Source organism: Nocardia sp. NPDC127526 (assembly GCF_042672265.1).
In the GTDB taxonomy this organism is placed as follows: domain Bacteria; phylum Actinomycetota; class Actinomycetes; order Mycobacteriales; family Mycobacteriaceae; genus Nocardia.
The window spans coordinates 35,026-58,813 of record NZ_JBHXVO010000032.1; the positions used below are offsets into that span (position 1 = coordinate 35,026).

Below are 23,788 nucleotides of genomic sequence, written 5' to 3' on the forward strand. Positions count from 1 at the left end.
CCGTGGGATCCGGGGTGTGTCAGTGCCCGCCGAGGGCGGCTTGGGCGGCGCCCATGAGGTCGGACAGCGGGCCGGGTGGCATCGGCGGCATGGCGTCCACGGCGTCCGACAGCGACGAAATGACCTGCGCGGCTTCGGGACTGGTGGCGGCCACCTGGTCCACGGCCGCGCTGACCTGGGTCACGATCGGTTCACCGATCACCGGCGCGGCCACCTCGATGACCGGGGCGGGCATCGGCGCGGGCGCGGCCACCGGCGCGGCCGGGAGCGGGGCGGTGTCGATGAGCGGTTCGAGGGTGGGCACTTCGGCGGTGTGCGGGCCGGAGCCGACCGCGTCGCCGATGAGGCCTCCGGCGGTTCCGGCGGCCGCGCCACCCACGACGGTGGCGGGGATGCCGAGCACGGCCGCGCCGATCGCGGCTCCGGCCACCGCACCGATCGCGGTACCGACCACACCGGAGGTGACGGTGCCCAGGACCGGGACGGGAATCACGGTGCCGATCGCCGCGCCCGCGATGCCGCCGATGGTGCCGCCGATCAGCGCGCCACCGATACCGCCCACCACGGTGGCGGGGACTCCGGCACCGGCGGCTCCGACGGCTACGCCGGTGACGGCTCCGGCGATGGCCGAGGCGGCGCGGCGGTCGGATTCCTCCCGGGAGAAACCCATTCCGTCGTAGGCGGCGGCCACCTGCCACTCGATCATGTCGACGTAGCCCTGCGCCTTGCGCACCGTCACCGGGTCGGTGCCCGCGGGCACGTCGAACGTGGCTTCGCCGAAACGGAATTTGCCCTGCTCCCACAGCGCGGGCGGAGCGGGTTCGGGGTCGGCGGCGGTCTCCACCTCGGGGGAGGCCTCGGGGGCGATGACGGTCTGGATCTGCGGCTGCTGATGCTGCGGGCGCGGCCGCGCCGGGGCCGGGATCACCTGTTCGGCGTCGGGCACCCACTGCACCGGATTGGCCGGCGGGGCCGGGGCGGCGGGTTCGACGGTGAGGGCGGGGTGGCCGGGATCGGGCGCGGCAATGCCGGGCTGCCCGGCCGGGGCGGCGTGGGCGGCGCCGGTGCCGAGCGCGATCGCCAACGGAAGCGCGGTCAGCGTCAGGGCGGTCTTGCGTGTGGGGGTGGCGGCCATGGCAGTGCCATCCTTTCGGGCCAGGAGATGGGCGAGAATCACCGAACGCGTGGAAGGTGCTGTGAGATACCAACATTCGAGAAGCGACGAACGGCGGGCAGCGATTTCGCGGGCGTACTCGGCGAGCTCGCCTCGGATCTGCACGGTCACGGCGTCCACCTCCCGCGTGCGCGTCCGGTGATCGCGGTGGGGTGATCGGACGCGACAGGCCAGGTGCGGCCGACGGAGACGCAGGGCCGGCGACGCCGTTGCGGCCCGCCGAGGCGGCGGTTCACCAGGCCCAGCTCGGTGGCCGAGCAGTCGAACAACTCTTCCAGGGCCATGCGGGTCTGTTTGGCGGGCCAGCTGATCAGGCCGCGCTCGAGGCGGCTGATGTAGTCGGCGTCGATGCCGGTTGTGGTGTGAGACGTGTGCTGGATGCAGCGGGCGATCGCCTCGGCCAGTTCGGCTTGCGTCCAGCCTCGGGCCATACGCGCGGCGGCCAGCAGATTCACCGAGGGAGTAGTCATGGCCGGACCCCTTCCCGTTCGCCTTTCCCTGCTGGTCACGACCGGTGGTCGATGATCCTGCGCCGTGACCTGTCTCACATGAAGATTATGATCTTCGCGGTCAAATTTCAATAAGAAAACTTCAGATTTCTTACCAATGCGCCTTGACGTGGGCAAAAAACGGCGTCAGGCCGCTGCATTTCTGACACTTTTTGACGTACGGTTGAGGCATGGGAGCACACGACGAGTTCTTCGCGCGTGTGGTACAGCAACACCGCCAACGCCGGGGACTGTCCATGCAGCAGGTCCACGCGCTGGGTGGGCCGGCAGCACCGACGCAGATCGACGCCGAGGGCCAGCGGCTGCGCGAGAACGTGCGGCCCTCCACCTTCGATAAGTACGACACGGCGATGAGGTGGGTGCCCGGCTCGGCGATGGCCGCGTACCGCGAAGGCCGCGAACCGATCCCGCTGTCCGATGAGCCCACCGAATTCGCGCCCGGCACCACCGCGATCACGCTGGACCTGGACCAGTTGCTCCCCCTGCTCGACGCCCAGCGCGCACTGCACGCCGCCTCGGTCGCCGAGTTGCCCGAGGCGATGAGCCGACTCGATGCCGCCGTCAGCGCGTTGGTGGGGCCGTTCGTGACCGACATGTTGGAACGCAACCGCGGACGGCGGCTGCCGCTGATCGAAATCGCTTTCGGGGAAGCACTTTCCGCGCCGGTGGCCGACGACGACCCACAGCGCGAGGAACGGCTGTACCGGCGCTGGCTGATCGGGCGCGCCCAGGACCTGGACGAGGAGACCGTGGCGCGGTTCGAACAGCGCTATCGGTCCCGCGGTGCCGAGGACCGCTCTAACGTGCCAGCTTCTGTTGTGAAACGACCTTGATGGGCCAGGTGGGACTAGAGTTCCGGAGAGACGAGGAGGCGAGGAGATGAGCGATACGAGCACGCTGGCGTTGTCGGCGCGGTTGCATCGACTGTTCGACGCCTTCCACCTCCGGGAGACCCCCACCCAGCCCGAGGACGCGGTCGCGGTCGCGGTCTCGGCTGCCCTGGGAAAGCCGGTGTCGGCCAACGACATCGAGCGGATGACCGCCGGCGATTTCGACGGCTCGGCGGTCGTGGATCCCGAGATTCTCGCGGCGATCGCCGCGCATTTCGAGGTCCCCGCCGCCTACTTGGTCGGCACCGACAGCGAACGCGTGGCGGCGATCGACGCCAATCTGCGGTTGATCGCGGCGGCCCGCGACGCCGGAGTGTCCGGACTGGCGCTGCGTGGGGACAGCGTCGATCCGAGCGAGCTGGCCGACATCTTCGCCAAGATCGCGCAACGCCGTCGCAAGCCCTCCGGGCGCGACCTCACCACCTGACACCCCCTGGGGCGGGCCTTCCCCTTCAGTGGGCGCGAGACGAGAAAGGGCTCAGATCATGCAGGACTCCCCGCTGCTGATCGTCCCGCCCGCGCGGATGCCCTGCCGGTATTTTCTGCTGCGGCATCGGTTGGCGCGGCTGCTGCGCGCGCTCGGTGTGGATTCCACCGACAGCATCGAGACCCTCGCCGCGGCGGTGGCGCAGCGACTGGGGGTCTCGATCGACCTTGCCGAATACCCGTTCCGGGTTCCGGGGTTCTTCGCGGCCACCATCCGCACCGACGACGGCTATCACGTCCTGGTGCAGTCCGAAACCAGCCGTGAGCACCAGGCCCACATCACCGGGCACGAGCTCGCGCACATCTTGTGCGGCACCACCGAATCCGCGGCGCAGGCCATCGTGAACGGCACCCACCGCACCGGCGACTATTCCAATCCCGAGGAACGGGATGCGGAGTTCGTGGCCCGCACCCTCACCACCTGGATACGCGCCGATCTCGATGCCCGCCTGCCGACCCAGGCCGACGCGCACGCCGCGCGCCTGATGCGCAGCCTCGAGGATCGGATCGCGTGGGCATGACCGGCGAGAGGAGTCCCTCATGAATGGGCTATCGCTACATCAATGGTGGTGGCGCACAGCGATTCTCGTACTCATCGCGGTGTGGCGGATCTACCAGACCGGCCGCCGGCCGTCGCTGCCCTCCGCCATGATCACCACGGCTTTTCTGGCCACCGCTGCGAGCCTGGTCGTGGAGGCCATGGTGCACGCCGAAACCGACGACCCCGACGGCCGTCCGTATGTGCTGGCCTCGATTCAGGTCCTGATCCTGCTGGTCGCCTGGTGCGCCACCGTCGGGTACTACGCCCATGCCGATGGCACCCGCCGCGGGTGGCGCATCGCGGTGGGCATCACCGGGTTCGCGGCGGTGAGTGGGGTTTTGATCGTGACGGCCGCGGCGCTGATCCCGCACACGATCCGCCGCGGCGACTTCCAGCACGTCGAAGTCCTCCGTTATTACGTCGCCGTTTTCAGCTTTTTCCCGCTGGCGCAAGCCCTGTCCAGCTACCTGGCTCTCCGCACCGCGGGCCGGGCCACCGGAGCGCTGCGGGCGGCGCTGCTGCTGGCAGCGGCCGGATTGGCGCTTCTGGCGGTCGCGGGCTACATGTTCCTGGCCGATGTGTTCATCCAGTACGGCGGGCAACACCCCCCGCAGCTGCTCGCCGTTGGCGAGCGGCGACTGTATTGGGCGGGTGCCGTGTTGTGGATCGTGTCGTTCGGCGCGGTCGCTGCCGCGCATCGCTCCCGGCAGCTGGCCGCCGGGGGGCGCGCCGTACGTGAGAATCGTCTGCTGCGAGGGCTTTTGCGTGATCTGGAAGCCATGTCACCACCGACGCTCGCTTATCCCCGCACCGGGCACACGCCGCTGTTGATGCGCCCGCACGCGATGCTGCTGCGCACCCGCATCGAATGCCGGGACCGGCTGCTGACGCTGAGCCCGCTGCTGGGTGAGGTGCTCGCCGCCGAGGAGCGCCAGCACCCCGACACGGTGGCCGCCGCGCTCGCCCAGCTGCACGCCCGCCACGACCCCACCAGCCCCGCCCGTCCGGCCACTCCGGTTGCCATCCTCACCAGCGAAGATCCCGGCACCGATCCCCTGGTCGAACTTGCCCACAGTTATGCCCGAACCCGACTCGTCCCTCAGTAAGGAGAAACCCCGCGTGGTCACCATCCTCGGCGGCGGCATCGCCGGTCTCGGTCTCGCCGGTGCACTCGCACACCACCGGCACCCGGTCACCGTGTTCGAGCGCTCGCCCGCGCCCTCCGCCACCGGGGCATTCATGACCTTGGACGGCGCCGCGCACCGTGCCCTGGCCGGTCTCGGCGTCCCCAGCGAGGCCCTGCACACCGCATCCCACGCATGTCCCGGGTTCCGGTTCCACTACCTGCCCGAGGACCGGATCGTGCCCAGCCAGGGCCACCGCCTCTACCAGCGTGCCGACCTGATGCGGGTGCTCACCGACTTCGCTCGCGCCGCTGGCACCGATATCCGCTACGACCAGCTCGTCACCGGCATCGACCCCGCGACCGGGGCGCTGACCGGTCGCTCCGGAGAGCTGTGCGGCCCGGGGCTGGTCATCGCCGCCGACGGCATCGACTCCCTGGCCCGCGCCTGCCTGGAGCCCGAGCGCGACGCCGTGCACGCCGGGCAGATCGTGCTCTACGGCACCACCACCCGCCCGGTGGCCCTGCCCACCGAACCGAACCTGATGCACTTCCACGGCCGCCTGGGGTCCGGACCGATCCCGCTGACCACCTTCGGGCACATGTGGACCGAGGGCGAGAACGGCACGGTGTACTGGTTCACGCGCCTGACCCGTACCCCGATCCCCCTGGGCGACATCGGCGTTCACCCTGTCGCCACGTGGGCCGAAGCGGTCCGCAGCGCCGACCGCTCCGCCGCCGACCTGATCGACGCCATCCTGGCCGCCACCGACACCGTGCACGTCTCCAACTGCCGCAACGTCGAATTCACCAGTGCCGCCGCACCCACGGCCCCGGTCATTCTCGCCGGGGACGCCGACCACGCCATCTCCCCGGCCGCCGCTCGTGGCGCCCGTGAAGCCCTCGAGGATGCGCTGGCCCTGTTCACCGCGCTGTCCACCGGCGGCTCCCCCGCCGAGGCGATGGCCGCGCGCCGAGTGGCGATCGCCGCCGACCGCGAACAGCAGATGCGCCGCTACACCGCCGCCAGGGCCTCCGCCCCCAGCGAGCCCACCCCCGAAGTCCCCGGATCCGATTCTCGCGCAGACGATTTCGACCTCGATGAAATCGACGACCCCGTGACCCGCATGTGGTTCATCTGAATCACTCGGTGAGAGGAGAGGAGAGGAGCTGAATCCGATGCAGACCGACAACACCACGGCCCCACTGCCGCGCAGCAACAGGGTCGCCCAGCTGTTCGCCACCTTCCACATTGCCTCGGCGCCCGAGCAGTCCGCCGGCGACGTGGCCCGTGCGGTCAGCGCGTTGACCCAGCGCATTGTCTCCGCCGACGACATCGCTGCGCTGCGCGCACCCGAGAACGACCGCTCCCCCGCCGACGCGGAGCTGTTGGCGGCGCTCGCCCAGCATTTCCAGGTGCCCGCCGTCTATCTCACCGGCGACGATGCCGCCGCTGCCGATATCCACCGCGAGCTGCGCCTGCTGGCCGCCGCCCGCGACGCCGGTGTCCGGCATCTGGCACTGCGCGGTGACGACATCGACATCGACGTTCTCACCCAGCAGCTGACCCAGCTCGCCGAGAACCCACCTCCCCCGCCTGACCAGGCGAATTAGACTACCCACCAAGCAGAGAGAAAGATCAAAAAGGGGTTAGAGGGGAGGGCCGCGGTAGTGACCGACGTGGCCGGGCGATTCGAGGAGCTGGCCAAACTCGTGCCGATTCCGTATCCGTGGGACACCCGCGAATACATCGCACGAGTCGCCGAGTTCCGCGGGCGGCCAATCGTGTTGTGTCCCATCGATCCCGACGCGCTGTCCGGGACCGGCTGCGGCACCGGCAGCGGCCTGTGGATCGCCCGCGCCGAGGACGACGTGATCATGTTCGGCGCCGAAACCGAGCTGCACGCCGACCACATCATCGCCCACGAGGTCGGGCACATGCTGCTCGGCCACGACACCAGCCCCGCCGACCCCGACAAGCCCGCAGATCAGGGCGAAGATCTTCCCCTCGCGACGCTGATGCCGTCGCTGTCGCTGGATGCCATCCGCAGCGTGCTGCGCCGCCGCGACTACGGCACCGACCGTGAGATCGAGGCCGAAACCTTCGCCGATATGGTCATGGTCGCCGCGACCCTGCCCAAGCGCACACCCTCACGGCTGCGCAGCACCTTCTTCCGGGCCCGGCACCGATGACCTCCGCCGTCCCAGGTGTGATCGCCTGGCCCGCGCTCATTGTCTCCGCGCTGATCATCCTCGGACGCTACCGCCTGCTCAATGACTCCCCCGTGGACAAGCTGATCAATCACGCCCTGGTGGCCGGCTATTCCGGCTTGCTGCTGCGGGAAGCGTGGTTCGAAAAGCTGGTGGCCGCGGCGCTTCCCATCGATGACGCCTACACCATTCAGTTCTTGCGCCAGCTGAGTTTCGGGTCCATCGTGTGGTCGATCGCGGGCGTCTACGGCATCGTGAAGCTGTGGGGCGGCGCCGATCCCGCCACCACGTGGCAGCGCCAGCGGATCTACAACTTGGTCGCGGCGGGTGCCACGGTCGTCATCCTGCTCGCCGGTTTCCCCGCACTGCGCGCCGACCAACTCATCGACCAATACATGGGCTGGAACGCCGTCATCGCATGGGTGGCGTTCTATGCGCCGATCGGCGCCACCGCGGTCCTGCTCATCCGCGTCGCCTACAAGGAACTGCGCGCCCCCGATACGACGCTGCGCGAGCGCGCCCTCTACGTCGCGATCGTCGGGGGCGGCGCGATCATCGGCCTGGACTGCATCGCCACACCGATCATCACCGCTGCGGAAGTGCTGGCCGACAAGCCCTCTCGTGACCCGGACATGTCGACGAAAAGCTGGATCTTCTTCCTCGCGAATGTCGGTGCCAGCGCGGCGGTGGCGCTGCCGCTGATCAGCACCGTGCTCACGGTGACCGGATGGGATCGCATCGGCCGCTACTGCCGCGCCCTGTATCCGCTGTGGCGCGACCTCACCGCAGCGGTCCCGGAAATCGTGCTCGAGCTGCCCCGTGACGCGCGCGGCCGGGTCGAACCCGCGACGCGGCTACACCGCATGATCGTCGAAATCCGCGACGCCTTACGCCAGCTCAGGCGCTACGGTCCCGATATCCCCGCCACACCCGGCACCGATATGGACACCTACGCCCGGCACGTCGCCGCCGCCATCGCCGCCAAGCACTCCGGCGCCGCGCCCACCGCAGCCGCGCCCGCCACCACCGTGCAGCTCGGAACCCGCGATCTCACCGGCGAGCTGGGTCAGCTCGTGGCCCTGGCGAAGGCTTGGCCCCGCGCCAAACAGGCCCATTAGTTGAACCGCCCGGCAATTGCCGGGCAGGGCAACAGGATTCAGCGGCGCGGCCGCCGCGCGGTGAACAGCGTGACATCCCCGATATCGGTGAGTTCGACTTCCTCGAAGGCGGGCTCGAGCGCCGACCGCAGCCCGGCGTGGTCGTCGCCGGCGTTGTTGAACGCCCCGACGCGGGTGTAGGCGGCCGTCAGCGCCCGCCCGAACAGGGTGGCCGGGCGCTGATTGAGGATGGTCGATCCGAACAGCACACCGTCGTCGGCGAGCACCTTCGCCAGATGCGTGAACGCCACACCCTTCTCGGTGAAATCACCAGGCAGGCAGTGCATCACGAAATTGATGCCGACCGAATCGAAGCCTCCTGTGCTCGTCTCCTCCGGCAGCGGTTCGAGCACGCTCGCGGTCACGGTATGCACCTGGCGCGCCTTGCCGTGCAACCGGCGGCGAGTGTGCCCCATGGGGGTGGGATTGAGATCCAGCAGCGTGATCTCCGCATCCGACGCCAAGGCCGCGTTGACCAGGAACCACCCCGAGCCTGGCCCCACCTCGAGATGGCGCGCGCCGAGCAGCTTGTTGTAGGGCTCCAGCATCACCTCGGCCGGGCATCGCCACGCATACCGGTCCGAGAGCTTGATGACCCACAGGTCGTAGATCGCCAGGAACGCCGGCGTGTACGGCTTCGCCGCGGTCTGAGCTGCATCCTTCTCGGTCATCGCCTTCACCCCACGTCCCAAGCGGTCATTCCACGACCTTAGGCCCGAGGACACGGTATCGGGCAGCGAACCTTCCGGGTGTTCGTCCGTGTATTCGTCCGTTCTGGCACCACCCCCGGCGGCGGTCGAATGTCGGAAAACGCTGAAACCGCAGCGTTCCGACACACCGGGAGCGGCCATGAGCACTGTACGAACCGCCTCGTTCTCGTTCGCCCCTGCTCGCCTTCTGGGTGCCGCTGCGGCGGCGATGCTGATAGCGGTGGGAGGAGGGCTGGCCGTCGGTGGCGCGCCGACCGCGCACGCCTATGGCTGCGCGGAGGTCGATGTCGTGGTCGCCCGCGGCACCGAGGAACCCGGTCTGCTCGGTGCTGCGGTCGGCGACCCGCTGGTCGGGGCGCTGCGTGACACCTTGCCGATGAGTGTGTCCGCCTACCGCGTGAACTACCCCGCCGATCTGCTGAATCCGGATTCGATCGGCAACGGTAGCCGCGATCTCGTGGACCACATCGTGGGCGTCTCCATCGCATGTCCCGCAACACGTTTCGTTGTCGTCGGCTACAGCCAGGGTGCCGTGGTGGTGCACACCGCCGCCGGAACCGACATCACGGCCGCGATACCCGGAGCCACCCAACTGCCCACCGACATCACCAGCAGGATCGCGGCGGTGCTGCTGTTCGGCGACCCCCTGCGACTGCTCGGCGGCGAGCAGCTGCCCGAGCCCTACCGTGACCGCCTCGGATCCTGGTGCACGGCCGGAGATCCCGTCTGCGAACCCGGCGGGTTCCTGCCCACCGCGCACGTCGCCTACACCGTGCACCTCAGCGAAGCCGCCCTGTTCGCGGCCGCGCACCTGTAGCCGGCTCCCGAATGGGACGGGCAGGCGCATCCGGCCCGGAGGTGTGCTGTAGGTCAGGCAAGGTGTTCGCCGAGTAGGCCGGCCACGCGCGTGATGACGACTTGCGCGGGTTCGCCCGGCTGGTAGGCCACCGCCTCGGAATCGAGAAGGTCGACCAGGGCGGCCACGTCCTGGGGTGAGGGCGGTGGGTGCCGCACCGCGGCCAGCACGGCACCGGTCACATCGGTGATGCCCGCGTTGCGCGCCGCGATCACCACGAGCAGCAGCGTGCGCTGCCGTGTCGATAGCCGGTTGCTCTCCTCGGGCATGGGCGGAGTCTAAGCGCGGAACTCTGCCCCCTTTGTGTGCGGCTATGGGATGGTCCGTCTCCTGAATCCGGTCGTGGTCGGTGGGCGCGCCTAGCCTGGATCGATCAGGTCCACCCACGGAGGGGTCCGCGAAATGCGCAGTCTGAAAGACAGATACACCGACATCATCGAACGGTCGAAGAGAATCGACGCCAGCGCCCCGGAGTCGGAAATCCTCGAGATCCGCAAAGAGATCGAGAATCTCGACTACGAGCTCCGCCATACCGGCATGGAACCGTCACAGCGGCGGGAGTTGCTCACGCTGAGCGGAGCGGCCACCGCAATCCTGGCCCGCCAGGTCGATGCCGCCCGCAATCCGCTCGTCATCAGCCCCGAACCGCAATCGCGTCCCGCTTCGCCTACGCGGTCCGATTCACCAGCACGGTCGGGAAATGCGTTCTCCGAGGCCGCATTGCGTAATCGGCGGGACCGGGGCATCGAACGCTGACACATCGGGGTCAGGCTCTGTCGAGGGAACCGTGCGCACGATGTGGTGCGTCAAAGTGCGGCATGGACGATTTCATCGACCGCCAGGCCCTGCTGGATGCCGGCCTCGATCCCGACGACCCGCGCGTGTGGGCCACCCAGCGCCGAATCCACGATCTTCTGATCTGTCATGGACTGTGGCGGCGGGCCATGGCGCAGTCCACCGCTCACGTCACGGGTGGGGCTCCCGGATCGCGTGCTGGTGGACCCATTGCCGGATCGGCACGCGGAGCTGATTGTTCGGGCTGACCAGCTCGATTTCCAGTTCGCCGAGCCAGAATCCGAGCCGTACGCGCAGCCAGCGGTGCAAAGTCGCTGGGATCCATTCCTTGTCCAGGCCCAGGTCGACTCCGCCGGCGAGGACGCCCAGGGCGCGGCGGTTCGGGGGTGGCCAGTCGCGGGGCAGCACGAGCACGGCGCGCGGGTCGACCTGGACGGGCCGGGGGCAGGGTAGCCACCGCATCATGGCCGGGTTGTGATTGGCTCGTTCGGTCACCCGGTGCGCACCATATCCAGCCGCCGCGCGGCCGCCGCGTCGTTGGCCTCCACCCAGCGGGTATGTCCGTCCTCGGTGCCGGTCAGTGCCACCCGGCCGCGCCGAAAGGGCTGCCCCTGCACCGACACTCGGACCTCGAGGTCCAGCTGGCGCACGCGGCCGCAGCCCTGGCCGAGGAGGCCTCCGGCGCCGAGATGGCGGACTTCGAACCCCAGGTGCGGGCGCCGCACCCATTCGCCCCCGGTGGTGATCAGAACGGCGCCCTTGTTCCGGATCCGGGCGCGCAGGCCTTCGACCTCGGCGGGGCGCATCCGCAGGCTGGGGATATCCAGGACAACGATTGCCACGCCATCGACCAGGACGGACGCGACTTCCACCGCCCGGTCGGCGGGCACGGTTACCTGGGCGACCCGCGCCAGGTTGCCGCCCATCTCCCACACTGCGAGCAACCCCAGCTGCACGCCGTGCGGCCCGCAGAGCACGGCCGCGTGCTGGCCGTCCGCGCTCGCGGCCGCCAGCGCCGCGCACACCACCGCGCCGCGCGGGCACGAGACGACGGTGCCGCGCGGCAACCCGCCGTGCGGCAGCAGTTCCCCGAGCGCTCCCGGCATCGGCAGCAGCTCGTGCGCCGGCACCGCGACGGGCGCAGCCGCCGGTGCCGTGGCGGTCGCGCCGACACGTCCGGGTACTGCGGCCATCCGCTCCCGGAGGATCGCGAGGCGTTCCGCTTTGGGCAGCGCTTTCAGCGCGGCCGCTCCGCCCTTCTGCTCCCGTTGGTCGAACATACGTTCTAGTAGAACATGCGCAAACCGCTGGGTCTGCACGCCACGGCGCGGATGGTGCAGATGCGAATCATGGGGCATATGTGAGTGAGCAGCCCACCCCGAGCAGGTCACGGGCCTATGTGGGTGGTACCCGCCCATAGCGTTGGTGTTGTCGAATGCTTGTCCCGCATATTGCGGATTGCAGCGTGCAGTGCCGCTGCGACCTCATTGCCCGTGACCATGGAGGCACGGGAAAGGTGCTCGTAGAAGCTCATGGCGATCTCCACGGCCGCGCGATCGACGACATCCCACAAGTTGGCGACAACATTGTGATAGCCGGCGAGCAGAAAGGCGGAGGCGAGATTGATGGCCTCGTCGGGCAGCTCCAGACTTGATTGAGCGGTGCTACACGCCGACAGATAAACGAGGTCGGCGCTGCGCATGTTGATGCGGGAAATCTCGCGAACCGTGAGACGCCCATCCGCCAGCTGGAGCCCACCCGATGCGGGGGCATCGGGATCAGCAACGCCGTGGCATGCGAAGTGGACCATGTTGGTCTGCGGCAACGAATCCAGGACCGCTTTGCGGGTCGCAGCCATGCTGCTGAGTTCTCGTGTGGCTCCGGGGAAGTGCTCGGCGAGTATCTCGACCTCGCGGGTTGCGAAAGGAAGCCTGTCCATGCCCGTGGCATCGGGCACGGACACGGCGAGCAACTGAGATGGGGGATTTCCGGTGTTGCGTCGGCCGTGGACCAGGGCCCGCACGGTGGGGGTATAGGAGGAGACGGCTCTGTCGAGAGCGTTCCTGTTTCTCTCCAATTGATATCCCGCGGCATGCAGAGGAAAAAACGACAGCAGGCCGGAGGGACACCACCAGACCCGCGGCAACCTCTGCGCCTTGCCGAAGGATCCGATCAGGCCGAGTTCATCGAGAACAGGACCGACAGCCGAGTCCCAGAGCCACTCCAGAACCCTGCTCACATGCCCCGCCGCAGCCCTGCGCGCAGAGGTAGGCCCGTAACCCGCCTCATGTAACGCGGTGGTGAGTTGGGAGTGCTGCCCTTCCACCGATTCCGGGGTCAGAAGCGGAAGGGGGATGACCCGGATCGTGCTGTTTATCAGCGCGATCGCGTCCGAGCGATACCGGCTCACGTTCAGTAGCACGATCGGCCCCTCTGCGGAGGCCTGGAGCATCTCATCCAGTGACGGGGCCGTCAGAAAGTTCTCGAACCCGGGAAGCGAGCGAACCCGGTCGATCAACGAGTTCCACTCTCGGGTCAACAGCGCGCGGTTCTTCACGTCGGCTTGCAACTGTTGTTGCAGATCGGTAAGCCGTCTAGCCAGATCTGGTGCCACGCCGGCCAATTCGACGAGGTCGCTCCGCAGGTCCATCGCTCGGCTGTACAGCACACCGCGGCCGCGCTCGAACAGAGCTACTGCCTCGCCGACTTCACCGGCATTGAGAGCGCTGGCAACCGCGTCCGCGGACACTCCGGAGAATCGGGTGAGGTGAATCTCTCCGTCATCGTCGGAGATTCTGCGGGCTACGGTGCTCACTGTGTAGATGGCGCGTTCGAATCCTTGTGTCGCCAAATGCCAATCGCCGGTATGCGCCGCCAACTCCCCCACAGATATCGCGGCGGTGGCCTGCATCGACCAACTGACGTTGGGTGCCTCGTGGATCTGCGTGAACACCGCGATTGCTTCGGTGCATGCGTCCGCGCTGTTGGTGTGCACTCCGAACTGTGCCAGGGCTCCACCGAGATTCATCAGCAGACCTGTTTTGTCTGGGTGGTCGGGTGCCTCGCCCTCCACCGCGAGCCGTGCCAAGTGCAGGCCCTCCCGGAGCAGTGACGGGTCGCCTTCGGCCTCATACCGGGTCTGGAACATGAGCGCGAGGTTGGTCAGGTGACGGCTGCGGCTCGGGTGGTCTGCCGGAATCGATGTGAGCGCCTCACGGGCACAGCTGATGGCTTCGTCGAGATCAGCCGAATCGTGAGTGCGCCGGAATCGAGCGCGCAACACCAACGCGAGATTGGACAGTCTTTCAGGGAACTCTGGGTGATGGCGGGAGGTCAATCTCGAGGCCTCCCGTGACGCCGTGAGCGCTTCATCGAGATCAGCCGGCATGCCGATGAGCTCGCCGCGCGTGAGCAGCACCAAGGCGAGGTTGGCCAGCGCCTCGTCGCGGCGGACATTGGCCGACGGCAACGCCTCCACTGCGGTGCGGGACACCAGGATCGCCTCGTCGAGCACGGCCATATCGCCGGTGCGCCGATGCAGCTCGTGCAACATTGGCGCGAGGTTGGTCAGCGCCTCAGCGCGGCGGACATCAGCATGCGAATAGCCCCCGATCGCTTTGCGGAACGTTCGGACCGCCTCTTCGAGCACACCCAAAATCCGGGTGCGCTCATACTGCGCGAACAGCGCAACTGCCAAGAGCAAAAGCCTGTCGGCGCGGTCGCGCTCGGCTTCCAACCCGCTGGTGAGGGCTTCCCTGGACAACCTGACCGCTTCCTCGAGCATGGTCATTTGCCCAGTGCGCCTGTACAGAGCGAGCAGTGCCAGCGCCAAGTTGAACTGGATATGCGGCACCGCGCGCTCATCGTGCGGTATCAAGGTCACCATGTGCCGTAGCAAGTCGACGGATTCGCGGAGGACCCTTGTGTTTTCGGCGACCGCGCTGTTGGCACGCAGGTTCTTCACGGTCGCCGAAACCCCGCCCACGGTGAGCATGGCGTCCTGATCGGGGGATTCGACGGTGATTCCGGACTGGCCCGCATCGATGATTTCACTGGGATGTCCTGCCACCGTGGCGCCAGCAACCCAGGTGCCCAGCATCTGTGCGAGGCCGATCATGACATCGCGGCGCGGTGATTCGCGGCCCGACGGGTTCGGCCCCGGTCTGGTGTCGGGCATCCGATTCCGGCTGACCAGCTGCTCGTAGCAACGCAACACTTCCACCGCCAGGCCGGCCAGCCGTTCGTCCTCGGGCCATGAGGACAGCGCCCGGTACAGCGTCGTGGCGGCCGCGTCCAAGGCGTCCACGGCTCCGGTCTGGCGGTGCTCCTCGAGGAATTCCGCGGCCAACAACATCAACGTGCTGATGGAGTCGGCCGCCGCGGGTGGACGCAGCTGGGAAAGAACCGAGCGTGGGATCAGGTCGGGCCGGTGTCCGGCGAGCACACCGAATATCCGGATCATCTCGTCCAGCTCGACTTCGCAATCAGGCTCCGGCAGATACTGGAACCGGTACCAGCGCAGTAGGCCGACCAGCGCTGCCGCCTCCGCGTGCTCGGCTATCTGGTCACCGATAGCCGCCATGATCTCGGCGGCTTCGGCGGCGGCACGGCTGTCCCGCACGATCGCAGGGTCTTGTTCGGCCGCAAAACAATCCAACCGTGCTTTCAGGCGTCGTGCCGGGTCTGCTGTCATGCAGAGCCTGGCTGGCCGGGGGCTCCACTGAGGTCACGCTCCCGCGCTCCGGGCGCACCGGAAGGCGCGCGATGGTGCTGGCTGCTCGCGGATCGCGCTTGCCGACGGCCTTCGACACCGGCGAGCACCTCGGCGACGATCGCATCCAAATCGTTGATGTCGCAGGCGGGTTCGGGCTCTCGCAGCAGCGCATCGAGTTTCACATCGGTCAGTTGCCGCTTCAGCGCGAGGAAGGATTTCCGCATGGTGTCCTCTTCCCCGTGGTCATGTCCGGTCACGACTTGTCTCCCTCCGTCGTGAGTAGCGACTTCAACTTCTGCAATGCACTTGCTTTCACCGACGTCACCGTGCGCACCGAAATTCCCAGTGCCTCCGCGACACTGATTCGTGGATACCCGAACAGGAACAACAGGGTGATCACCTGCCGCTCCCGCGCATCGGACAGGGCATCGACCAGTTCCTCGAAAGCCCCGGTTCGACCCGGCGACGGCGGGGCAAGCTCGGCGGCCTCGCTGTGTTTTCGTCGTCCGAGGTGCTCGCGGTGGAAGTAGTCGATGGCCGCCCTGGTGGCGACGGTGTAGAGCCATGCCGCCGGGTTGGGATGTTGGGCGAGCTGGTCTCGATAGCGGTACGCGACGATACAAGTCTCCTGCACGAGGTCTTCGGCGAGCTCGCGGTCGCCGTGACAGAACCAGAAGAGCTTGTGGAGCAGTGGCCGCCGGTTGGCGATCAGGAGGTCGTTGATGTCGAACGTCGTCGACAGCTCCGCGTCCTCGGTCCGGTCCTCGGCGGGCGCTGGGCCGCGTTGGCGTGGGTATCGGACAACCGCGTGTTCGGCGCTCCATTCGGGGCGGGCGGGTCGAATACGCCGTGAGGTGGGCCGCTCCAGGACAGCGGCGTTTTCACCGCGGAGTACGGGCGGATCCTCATCGTCGGGATCCTCGGGCGGCTCTCCGTGCGCCAGCTGGTTTTCGTCCATGGTCACTTTTCGGTCTCCTCGGAGTCCTCACGCACGGTGGTCTGCCGAACCGTGAGCGAGGACCCGTCCGCCAGTGTGTGGGACAGCTCCACTCCCGGCGCGAGCGACAAGGACGCCATACGCGCCTGTTCTCGGACAACTTCCACCCGAGTTCTGTTCTTATTGCGCAGAATACGCTCGATGGCACCGAGCACGCCGCTGCTGCGAACGGCGGCGACGATGCCGGCCAGGGCGACCGGGATCCCGGGCACCAGCACCGGCAAGCTCTGTTGTATCGACATAACGGATCGACCTCCGTGGTCCTCGAAGGATTTCTCTCACAACAAGAACCAGCGGGCGAACGAAAACGGGCAATCAGCAATGCAAAAAGGCTGGAGCGACTTGCGGACTCAGCAGTCGGGTTGGAAGGGGTAGCACACCGCGGGGCCTGCGGGTGCGGGGCTGCTCGGCGGGCTGGGTGTCTTCCGGCGGCGGGACCGGTTCCAGGGGCGGTGGTTTCGGTGATCTGGACGGTGGCGCCCACGTCCAGCAGGCACGATGGGCGATCAGCGCCAGGCGGCGGTAAACCGTTTCTTCAGTGCTGTCATGTGGGCGGGGTGAGACCTGGGCACGGCAACGGCCCCGGATCGGATGAGAGGATCCGGGGCCGTTCGGCTATCGGGTTGTGGCCGGTCAGTTTTCGCCGCGGGCAGCCGCCTGGGCGATGCGGTAGGCCTCGGTGGCGGTGATCTCGCCGGCCATCAGCTGGGAACCCAGCCGAGCCTGGAGCTCGGCATTGCGTTCGCGTTGTTCCTGGTCATCGAGCCGCCACGTCTCGGGGTAGTGGTGATCGCGGACGAAGGCGGCGTTGAAGTACAGGGCCTTGCCGATCATTTCCCGCACGGTCAGGTCCTGTTCGGCGCCGTCGATCACCGGGCGGGTGTCGGGGTGCGCGTCGACCCAGGCCAGGATCTCGGGCACCGAGCGGGAGCGGATACCGGCGGCGGCCAGGACGTGGCCGAGGTGGCGCTCCGGGCGGAAGCGCGCGGAGGTCAAGTTCTCGATGGCCAGATCCATTGCGGCGGCGGTGGATTCGGGGGTGGCCAGCACGTGCAGGTCCGCACCGGCGACGGCCTGGACCACGATGTCCGGATCGGTAGCACCCATCTGGGCCTTGGTGGTCTCGTCGAAGGTCGTGCCCATGACCGCCGACCACAGCCGCGCGGCCCGCTCGCGCCCAAGCCCCAGGGCCAGGGCGTGCGCCTGCACCAGGTCGGCGCTGCGGCGTTCGTCGTGACCGTAGGGGCTGTCGCTGCGGCGCCCGTTGCCGTAGACGGCATCGGACCACATGTCCGCCGCCACGGCATCGAGGATGTCACCGGTGGACGCATCCACGCCGGTCAGCTGCCGCACCAGCACGCCGATGGCGGCCAGGGCGCCACCGGCGTGGTGGTAGGTGGCCAGCGCGCGATATTCCGGGCGCTCCAGCTCCCCCACGATGAGTCCGGCGCGGCCGGTCTCGGCCGGGTCGGGGTAGAGCACGCGCAGCACGTACAGCCCACGCGCGGCCAGTTCGATGGCGCGATCGGCGTCCGGGTCGGCCAGCACCTCGGCGGGCAGGGCGGCGCGGATCAGGTTGATTTCGGCGGCCACGGGCCAGTCGGTGCGCGCGGTGGCCGGATCGTGCAGCCGCTCACGGATTTTCGTGGCGGCGACGGCCGCGGCTTCGCTGGTGTCGTCCAGCAGCATGGCGTACATGCCGGCGGGATCGGCCAGCGTCAGCACGTCGGCCGACCATTCGTAGCCGGGCTCGAGGTTGCCGTAATCGGGGAGGGTGCCGGCCAGCCAGTGCGCGTAGCGGGCCTGCTCTCCGGCCTCCAGGCGGTCGTGGCGGGCCTTGACGGTGCTGCGCTGGACTCCCAGCGCCTTGCCGATCTCATCGAAGGTCATCACCGGCTTGCCGTCCACGCTGCGCCGCGCGGTACGGATCAGCGCGTCTCGGAGGGCTTCGCCGGCCTGGCCCAGCTTGTAGGCGGCGTTCATGGCGTCGTACAGGACGTTGGAGTCGGTGAGCAGGCGCGGGTCGTCCTCGCGCAGCATCACCATGAACCGCACCAGGGTGTCGGTCCAGTCGGCCATTTCCCAGGCGGGCATGCCGCCGCTGAGGGGCCATTCGATCGTGTAGGTGCCGCCGGTGGCGGTGAATTCGTAGGTCACAACTCCCCCTGAACGGGTTGTTTCATCAGTGATACACGCGAGTGTATGACCAATAAAACAGACCGCGCAATGACGAATTCCGTTGATGATCAACAACTTCCGCGTGCGACATAAGCGCGACACCGCGATGCGAGCCTGGCTACAGCCCGACCGAGGCTGCTTACAAGGGAGGACACAATGATCGGCACCACGCACGAGAACCCCGATACCGCAGACGGTTTCGCCGAGCTGGAGGCGATGCGCACGGCCTATCTGGCCCTGAAACCCCTGGACGACGTGCAACGGGAGCGTGCGGCGCGATGGCTGGCCGCCGCGCTGTGCGACAGCCCGATACCCCCGGCCGCGCAGCCACTGGTGGTCCATATCCCCGCCCACCATTGGACCGCGACTGACCAGCGCAAACGATGAGGATGCCGGGAGGCTGGCGCATGTCGCCCCTTCCCGGCATCCGAAGCCCATCGCGGACACCGGTTTACACCCGATTGACACAAACCACCCCTCCCGCCTATTCTGGTAAATGTCATTGCGACACAAACCTAATTTGCTTGGGAGACTTGATATGTCGAGTAAGAACACCGATCGTGAGCCCGTGTTCGTCACCGTGGATCTGGTGGCGCTGACCGTGCGTGATGAGGCGCTTCAGGTGCTGGTCATCGAGCGCGGCAAGGCGCCGTTCCAGGGCGCCTGGGCGCTGCCCGGCGGCCACCTGGAAAACGAGACCCTGCGCGCGGCCGCCGCCCGCGAGCTGGAAGAGGAGACCGGGCTGAGCGTGGACCTGGCCCACCTCGAGGAGCTGGGCGCCTACGGTGACCCCGGCCGCGACCCGCGCGGCCGCTACGTCACCATCGCCTACGTGGCGTTCGTGCCCGATCCTGCGGAGCTGGTGGCCGGCGATGACGCGCGCGCCGCGCGGTGGGTACCGGTCGCCGGAATCCTGGACGGCCACGAGCAGTTGGCGTTCGACCACGCGCGCATCGTGGCCGATGGCGTGGAGCGCGCGCGGGCGCGGCTGGAAACCACCGCCCTGGCCGCCGCGTTCGTCGGCCCGCAGTTCACCCTGGCCGAGCTGCGGCGGGTCTACGAGATCGTGTGGGGCGCCCCGCTGGACCAGCGCAATTTCCACCGCAAGATCAGCGGCACCCCCGGCCTGGTGGTGCCCACCGGGGAGCAGGTCACCACCACCCGCGGCGGCCGCCCCGCCGAGCTGTACCGGCGCGGGCCCGCGACCACGCTCAACCCGCCGATCCTGCGCCCCGCCCCGCACCAAGAGGAGGACACCGCCGTGGCCGCTGATGACCTGCATCCGATCCGTCTCGAGCTGACCCGCACGCAGTTCGGGGTGGCCAAGGCCGCCGTGATCGTGGTGCCGAGCGATCCGAGCCCCACGCTGGGGCGTGATGTGACCGAGCGGGACACCGGGGAGGTGCTGGGGCACATCGTGGCCCGGGGATCGCAGGTGGAGGCGTATCTGGGCTACGCCGACCGACCGCGCAGCCTCGGCCCCTACACCACCGCCGAGGAGGCCGCCCGCGCCGTGGTGGAGGCATGGGACTACGCGCTCCAGCACGGCGACCGCGGGCGCCATCACGCCGACTGACCGGCAACCATCCCCGCCCGACGTGTTCGACCCCTCAGCCGAGGCTGGGGGGTCGAACTGTGTGAATCATGCCGTGTAGCGGGTGATATCGGGTGTCGCGGGTGAGTCTGTGGGTTCAGCAGCTGTTGAGGATGCGCGCCAGGGCGTCGCGTTCGGCCGGGGTGACCCACAGCCCGTAGCGGGCTTTCACCGCCACCTGCCGCGCGGCGTAGGTGCAGCGGTATTCGGTGCGCGGCAGCCGACCCGGACCAGGTCCTGGAATGGCTACGCCCGCACTGGCCCGCCCCCACACCGCGGGGCCGGCCACGCAAGGCCGCGGACCCCAGCCCACAGAAGGCGGGCGGGGCCAGCGCCATACCAGGGAAGTAGCAGATAGACCCCAGATCAAGGTGGCTAGCCGCCGCCCGGTTTCACGCGCCTGATGGACGGGTGGCTAGCCACCATGGGATGCTGCTATCTATGCCGAGCAAGCACCTCAACCGCGCCCGGGTCTACCGTCCCGACGACGTGTTGTACGAGCGTGCTCAGGCGGCCGCGAGCGATGTGGGGTCGAACATGAACGCGCACATCATCGAATTTCTGCGCTGGCTCGTCGGTGACACCGACGACCTCCCCGCCCGCCCGGCCAAGCCGGTGCCCTCAACCGAATCCGGCATTGCGGCGGACCCAGCCGACACCGCAGATCGGTAAGCCGAGACTCGCGGGCCACCGCCAGGGCGCCGGGCAGCGCAGTCCTGGCTTCGTGAGGCCGGCAGAGCGAAACCGTTTCTTCGTTCGGGGTCGTGGGTGCGGGTCAAGCGCCGAGCGCCCGGAAGTCGCGGCTCTTGGGGATGTGGGTGAGGCTGGGCTGGAGCACCAGGCCGGAGTCGGTGACGTCGACGTTGGCCTCCCGGTAGACCGTGGTGACCTCGGCCAGGCGCTTCTTGAAGTCGCGTTTGAACTGGTAGTTGCCTTGTTTGGTGTCGGCCAGCTCCGAACCGAACTGGCCCTTGAGTGCGGCCCACGGCACGGTCGTGGGCCGCTTGAGCCGGGACATGCGGTAGGTCAGCCAGGTGTAGATGTCCAGGCGCATCGGGGACTCGCGCAGCAGCCGCAGGGCCTGCATGTCCACCGGCACAGGGCTTTCCATGATCTGTTCGAAGAACTCCGGCGACAGCCGCACCTTGGATTCCATCAGCGCCGGCTGATCCTCGCCCACACGCGGTTTCCACCACAGGTCGTGCCCGGACGCGACGCGCATCTGGACACCGAGCTGCCGATTCTCGTCCCCGGTGTACTCCACGGTGATGTTGGCGCGGAACAGTCGCTCCATCTGCTGCTTGGCGCGGGTACCGTTGCCGCGTTTGCCGCCGGTGGGCAGCTCGTGGTCCTTGATCAGGCCCACCTTGCGCATGAACTCGGTCAGGCTGGCACCCAGCACGAGCTCGGGTTGCTGGGTCTTGACCGCTTCGGTGCACACCCAGGTCAACACCAGCCGCGGGATGCTGCCGTAGGGGAATCCGAGGGAGATGGGTTCGCCGTCCGGGCCGAAGATGACACCGGGCTGCACCACGAGTTGGGTGTGCCCGTTGACGCGCCGCCAGGCCGCCAGGTTGCCCTTGGGCTCCTTATAGGGCAGCGATGTCTGGGTGAAAAGCCGCGCCAGGTAACCGATCTCGGGATCGGCGTCCCAGAGTTCGGCCGCTGCGTTGAAGAAATCCAGCTCGCTGCGCGTCTGCCGTGGCATGGGGTCAGCCTGCCACACCGAGGCCGCCCGTGATCACCTTGCCGACCGACGGCGTGTCCCCCACCTCGACTTTCACCGCTCGCACGCATACCTTGCCGACCACACCCGGGGGGAATTACACGCCCTGTCCGGCTCGCATACCTTGCCGACCGCGCCGACGGAGATCGGCATGTGGGCGGCGGGATCGGTGGGGTCGGATCGGTTTGTGCACGCATACCTTGCCGACCGAATCGGGTTGTCCTCGCATACTTTGCCGACCTGGGTATGACTGCCTGGTTGTGCACGCATACCTTGCCGACCTGTGAAAGATCCGGTGATTCCGGGCGGTTTATCCACGCATACTTTGCCGACCGCCGGAACGGTGTTTTCCCAGGATGGCTCGCATACCTTGCCGACCGACTCGCATACCTTGCCGACCGAGGCCCGGTATTTCCGCAGGTGACACGCACAAAATCGGTTCCGCCTTTAGTTCTTTCCTCTAGAGAGATACCTCTAGTAGGCTGGCGGCGGCTGTGAATGGATTCCGGCCCACCTCTACAGGAACACCCCCGCCCACCAGGGCATCTCTGCGTTTTCCAGGCTGTTTTGCGCGCCCGAGAGGGCGAACCGTCGAGCTCACGCCCGGCTGGAATTTCGTGTGCCCATCGGCTGCGTCACCGCACGGAAGGGGTCAACGATGGGTGATCCTGCCGCCGATGCCGCCCTGTATCGGTTCTACGCCGACATGCTCGACACCTACGGCGAGCACTGGCCCGACCGGCTCGTGGAGAACCTGCGCTTCGACGAGGACGAGGACGCATCCCCGATCGAGTTACCGCCGCCGGTGACCGACCCGGACGACATGCTGGTGGTTCTCATGCTGCGCGTGCCGTTGCCCGCCTTTCGGCGACTGAAAGTTCGCGCGGAAAGCGTTGGCAGCAGCGTGGACGACTTCGTCGTCGCCCAGGCTCTCGCCGCCGCCGACACCCCTGGGTGAACCCGGTCCCGGCTGCCCCTCTCGCATACCTTGCCGACCTTGTACACCCGGCCGGCCGAGGACAACCGCAGTCCATTGTCACGTCACGCATATCTTGCCGACCGCTGCGGCGCCCCCACCACCGTGAACACTTCCCTCACGCATATCTTGCCGACCACACACGCTCGGGTTCATCGCCAGCTCTGGATCCATGACCGGTGCAGTATCGATCGGATTCTCGACTCCGGCGTGGATTATGCGCGGCGCATATTGGTCTCGCCGCGGCGACCAATAGCTGCATCAACCGGGATGGAGGCGCGAAACCGCTACTTCGCTCGCGGTATCCGGAGGCTGGGGCGGGCCACGCTACGAAGCCGCCCGCCCGCTTCATCACCCTCGATCGCTTGTAACTGGAGACACTGCTGCTAGTAGGCGTACTCGCTGCATATCTCGGTGACCTCTGCGTAGGTGAGGGAGGACTCCCGATAGAGCCGCTGGGCGATGGCGTCGATGGCCTCCCATTCGAATTTCACCATGTGGCGCGCGCGGACATGCATTTCGGTGTGGGTTACTGCGTGCATGTCGCTTTGTGCACAGTCGGTTCGGGCGGCCAGCGTCCAGGCGATATCACGGCTGCACTGAAATGCCTTGCGGTGGTGATGGATCTCGGCCATGGGGCCGGCGGCGGCGATGAGGTTGATGGTGTGGGCGGGAATGTCGACACCGCTCTGCTTCTTGGTGACCACCAGCCGTCCCATGCCGGACATGTGCAGGGAGGCGGCCGGGTCGTCGATATGGATCGACTTGTAGGTCAGGCCGGTGAGAAACAGAGCGACAGCGTGGCCGGCCTGGTGGTAGGCGGCCGACCTTTTGACGTGGTCCCCGTCTCCGGCCGCGAGATCGAGATCGGTGGACTGGTCGGATAGCTCTACCTCGGCAACGTCGGCCGGTGCCTCAACGATGACGGTCATGACCGGCGACGGTAGCCGCCACGACAGCGCAGAAAGTGAAACGGCACCACGGTGTGTACGTACCGGGCGCGGAGCGCCTCGCATACCTTGCCGACCACCGCGACACGCGGTCCGCTGAAGAATCGGTTTACCCCAGGGCGGCAGCACGATGACCCTACTGTCGGACAGATCGAACCGTCGACCCTTTCTCTGCAAAGGTCGACGGTTCGCCTTCGGCGG

At 67.8% G+C, this 23,788-nt stretch carries 29 protein-coding genes; 14 read left to right on the forward strand and 15 right to left on the reverse strand.

Annotation, left to right across the window (positions count from 1 at the left end; translation table 11 throughout):
- Positions 1-19: 19 nt before the first annotated feature.
- Both ACFVIV_RS33215 and ACFVIV_RS33220 read right to left on the reverse strand, forming a co-directional pair.
- Entirely contained in the window at positions 20-1,135 is a 1,116-nt protein-coding gene (locus ACFVIV_RS33215; protein WP_379203268.1) for a hypothetical protein, read from the reverse strand.
- A gap of 146 nt (positions 1,136-1,281) precedes the next feature.
- Positions 1,282-1,644 (reverse strand): multiprotein-bridging factor 1 family protein, encoded by a 363-nt coding sequence (locus ACFVIV_RS33220; RefSeq protein WP_379203270.1) that lies wholly within the window; start codon positions 1,642-1,644, stop codon positions 1,282-1,284.
- Positions 1,645-1,853: 209 nt separating this feature from the next.
- Here ACFVIV_RS33220 and ACFVIV_RS33225 point away from each other — a divergent pair, with 209 nt between their 5' ends.
- The 8 genes from ACFVIV_RS33225 to ACFVIV_RS33260 are packed head-to-tail and all read left to right on the forward strand — an operon-like array spanning position 1,854 to position 8,052.
- Positions 1,854-2,516 carry a hypothetical protein gene (locus ACFVIV_RS33225; RefSeq protein WP_379203272.1) on the forward strand — a complete coding sequence of 221 codons (663 nt, stop codon included), beginning with the start codon at positions 1,854-1,856 and terminating at the stop codon, positions 2,514-2,516.
- Positions 2,517-2,562: 46 nt separating this feature from the next.
- Positions 2,563-3,000 carry a hypothetical protein gene (locus ACFVIV_RS33230; protein WP_379203273.1) on the forward strand — a complete coding sequence of 146 codons (438 nt, stop codon included), beginning with the start codon at positions 2,563-2,565 and terminating at the stop codon, positions 2,998-3,000.
- 58 nt (positions 3,001-3,058) lie between these two features.
- Positions 3,059-3,580 carry a hypothetical protein gene (locus ACFVIV_RS33235; RefSeq protein ID WP_379203275.1) on the forward strand — a complete coding sequence of 174 codons (522 nt, stop codon included), beginning with the start codon at positions 3,059-3,061 and terminating at the stop codon, positions 3,578-3,580.
- 19 nt (positions 3,581-3,599) lie between these two features.
- Positions 3,600-4,706 carry a hypothetical protein gene (locus ACFVIV_RS33240; RefSeq protein ID WP_379203277.1) on the forward strand — a complete coding sequence of 369 codons (1,107 nt, stop codon included), beginning with the start codon at positions 3,600-3,602 and terminating at the stop codon, positions 4,704-4,706.
- A gap of 13 nt (positions 4,707-4,719) precedes the next feature.
- On the forward strand, positions 4,720-5,865 hold the full coding sequence (locus ACFVIV_RS33245) for an FAD-dependent oxidoreductase (RefSeq protein ID WP_379203279.1): 1,146 nt from the start codon (positions 4,720-4,722) through the stop codon (positions 5,863-5,865).
- 37 nt (positions 5,866-5,902) lie between these two features.
- A complete protein-coding gene (locus tag ACFVIV_RS33250; protein ID WP_379203281.1) occupies positions 5,903-6,337 on the forward strand; it encodes a hypothetical protein in 435 nt (144 codons plus the stop codon).
- A gap of 57 nt (positions 6,338-6,394) precedes the next feature.
- Positions 6,395-6,916, forward strand: coding sequence for a hypothetical protein (locus ACFVIV_RS33255; RefSeq protein WP_379203283.1), 522 nt, complete (start codon positions 6,395-6,397; stop codon positions 6,914-6,916).
- On the forward strand, positions 6,913-8,052 hold the full coding sequence (locus ACFVIV_RS33260) for an MAB_1171c family putative transporter (protein WP_379203285.1): 1,140 nt from the start codon (positions 6,913-6,915) through the stop codon (positions 8,050-8,052). The genes ACFVIV_RS33255 and ACFVIV_RS33260 overlap by 4 nt, the downstream gene beginning before the upstream one ends.
- Positions 8,053-8,090: 38 nt before the next feature.
- Here the strand turns inward: ACFVIV_RS33260 and ACFVIV_RS33265 are convergent, their stop codons facing one another.
- Positions 8,091-8,942, reverse strand: coding sequence for a class I SAM-dependent methyltransferase (locus ACFVIV_RS33265; protein ID WP_379203286.1), 852 nt, complete (start codon positions 8,940-8,942; stop codon positions 8,091-8,093).
- Here ACFVIV_RS33265 and ACFVIV_RS33270 point away from each other — a divergent pair.
- Positions 8,941-9,618, forward strand: a complete 678-nt coding sequence (locus tag ACFVIV_RS33270) for a cutinase family protein (RefSeq protein ID WP_379203288.1) — start codon at positions 8,941-8,943, stop codon at positions 9,616-9,618. The two genes, ACFVIV_RS33265 and ACFVIV_RS33270, sit on opposite strands and share 2 nt — an antisense overlap.
- Before the next feature lie 53 nt (positions 9,619-9,671).
- On the opposite strand, the gene ACFVIV_RS33275 is transcribed toward ACFVIV_RS33270, so the two are convergent.
- Complete coding sequence (locus tag ACFVIV_RS33275; protein WP_379203291.1) at positions 9,672-9,926, reverse strand: hypothetical protein; 255 nt, start codon at positions 9,924-9,926, stop codon at positions 9,672-9,674.
- Between the two features lie 133 nt (positions 9,927-10,059).
- Here ACFVIV_RS33275 and ACFVIV_RS33280 point away from each other — a divergent pair, with 133 nt between their 5' ends.
- A complete protein-coding gene (locus ACFVIV_RS33280) occupies positions 10,060-10,413 on the forward strand; it encodes a hypothetical protein (protein ID WP_379203292.1) in 354 nt (117 codons plus the stop codon).
- 50 nt (positions 10,414-10,463) lie between these two features.
- Here the strand turns inward: ACFVIV_RS33280 and ACFVIV_RS33285 are convergent, their stop codons facing one another.
- The 8 genes from ACFVIV_RS33285 to ACFVIV_RS33320 all read right to left on the reverse strand — a co-directional run bounded on the left by ACFVIV_RS33285 (position 10,464) and on the right by ACFVIV_RS33320 (position 18,320).
- On the reverse strand, positions 10,464-10,622 hold the full coding sequence (locus ACFVIV_RS33285; protein WP_379203294.1) for a hypothetical protein: 159 nt from the start codon (positions 10,620-10,622) through the stop codon (positions 10,464-10,466).
- 1 nt (position 10,623) lies between these two features.
- A complete protein-coding gene (locus ACFVIV_RS33290; protein WP_379203296.1) occupies positions 10,624-10,947 on the reverse strand; it encodes a hypothetical protein in 324 nt (107 codons plus the stop codon).
- Positions 10,944-11,732, reverse strand: a complete 789-nt coding sequence (locus tag ACFVIV_RS33295; RefSeq protein ID WP_379203298.1) for a hypothetical protein — start codon at positions 11,730-11,732, stop codon at positions 10,944-10,946. The genes ACFVIV_RS33290 and ACFVIV_RS33295 overlap by 4 nt, the downstream gene beginning before the upstream one ends.
- 107 nt (positions 11,733-11,839) lie before the next feature.
- Positions 11,840-15,145: a CHAT domain-containing protein gene (locus ACFVIV_RS33300; RefSeq protein WP_379203300.1), complete on the reverse strand. Its 3,306-nt coding sequence runs from the start codon at positions 15,143-15,145 to the stop codon at positions 11,840-11,842.
- On the reverse strand, positions 15,142-15,423 hold the full coding sequence (locus ACFVIV_RS33305) for a hypothetical protein (RefSeq protein ID WP_379203302.1): 282 nt from the start codon (positions 15,421-15,423) through the stop codon (positions 15,142-15,144). Before ACFVIV_RS33305 ends, ACFVIV_RS33300 begins: the two co-directional genes overlap by 4 nt.
- Complete coding sequence (locus ACFVIV_RS33310; RefSeq protein WP_379203379.1) at positions 15,420-16,124, reverse strand: RNA polymerase sigma factor; 705 nt, start codon at positions 16,122-16,124, stop codon at positions 15,420-15,422. Before ACFVIV_RS33310 ends, ACFVIV_RS33305 begins: the two co-directional genes overlap by 4 nt.
- Positions 16,125-16,126: 2 nt before the next feature.
- On the reverse strand, positions 16,127-16,405 hold the full coding sequence (locus tag ACFVIV_RS33315) for a hypothetical protein (protein ID WP_379203304.1): 279 nt from the start codon (positions 16,403-16,405) through the stop codon (positions 16,127-16,129).
- Positions 16,406-16,796: 391 nt separating this feature from the next.
- The gene (locus ACFVIV_RS33320) at positions 16,797-18,320 is read right to left on the reverse strand and encodes a hypothetical protein (RefSeq protein WP_379203305.1); all 1,524 of its coding nucleotides are present in this window, start codon (positions 18,318-18,320) and stop codon (positions 16,797-16,799) included.
- Positions 18,321-18,497: 177 nt separating this feature from the next.
- Here ACFVIV_RS33320 and ACFVIV_RS33325 point away from each other — a divergent pair, with 177 nt between their 5' ends.
- Together ACFVIV_RS33325 and ACFVIV_RS33330 are read left to right on the forward strand one after the other, a co-directional pair.
- On the forward strand, positions 18,498-18,728 hold the full coding sequence (locus ACFVIV_RS33325; RefSeq protein ID WP_379203307.1) for a hypothetical protein: 231 nt from the start codon (positions 18,498-18,500) through the stop codon (positions 18,726-18,728).
- Positions 18,729-18,879: 151 nt separating this feature from the next.
- Positions 18,880-19,917: an NUDIX domain-containing protein gene (locus ACFVIV_RS33330; RefSeq protein ID WP_379203309.1), complete on the forward strand. Its 1,038-nt coding sequence runs from the start codon at positions 18,880-18,882 to the stop codon at positions 19,915-19,917.
- 115 nt (positions 19,918-20,032) lie between these two features.
- On the opposite strand, the gene ACFVIV_RS33335 is transcribed toward ACFVIV_RS33330, so the two are convergent.
- Entirely contained in the window at positions 20,033-20,224 is a 192-nt protein-coding gene (locus ACFVIV_RS33335; protein WP_379203311.1) for a hypothetical protein, read from the reverse strand.
- A 152-nt stretch (positions 20,225-20,376) separates the two neighbouring features.
- On the opposite strand from ACFVIV_RS33335, the gene ACFVIV_RS33340 reads away from it, so the two are divergent.
- Positions 20,377-20,607 (forward strand): hypothetical protein, encoded by a 231-nt coding sequence (locus ACFVIV_RS33340; RefSeq protein ID WP_379203312.1) that lies wholly within the window; start codon positions 20,377-20,379, stop codon positions 20,605-20,607.
- Positions 20,608-20,710: 103 nt separating this feature from the next.
- On the opposite strand, the gene ACFVIV_RS33345 is transcribed toward ACFVIV_RS33340, so the two are convergent.
- The gene (locus ACFVIV_RS33345; protein WP_379203314.1) at positions 20,711-21,643 is read right to left on the reverse strand and encodes a replication protein RepA; all 933 of its coding nucleotides are present in this window, start codon (positions 21,641-21,643) and stop codon (positions 20,711-20,713) included.
- Between the two features lie 676 nt (positions 21,644-22,319).
- Between ACFVIV_RS33345 and ACFVIV_RS33350 the strand changes: the two genes are divergently transcribed.
- The gene (locus tag ACFVIV_RS33350) at positions 22,320-22,619 is read left to right on the forward strand and encodes a hypothetical protein (RefSeq protein ID WP_379203316.1); all 300 of its coding nucleotides are present in this window, start codon (positions 22,320-22,322) and stop codon (positions 22,617-22,619) included.
- A 404-nt stretch (positions 22,620-23,023) separates the two neighbouring features.
- Here the strand turns inward: ACFVIV_RS33350 and ACFVIV_RS33355 are convergent, their stop codons facing one another.
- Positions 23,024-23,569: a hypothetical protein gene (locus ACFVIV_RS33355; protein ID WP_379203318.1), complete on the reverse strand. Its 546-nt coding sequence runs from the start codon at positions 23,567-23,569 to the stop codon at positions 23,024-23,026.
- Between the last annotated feature and the right edge of the window lie 219 nt (positions 23,570-23,788).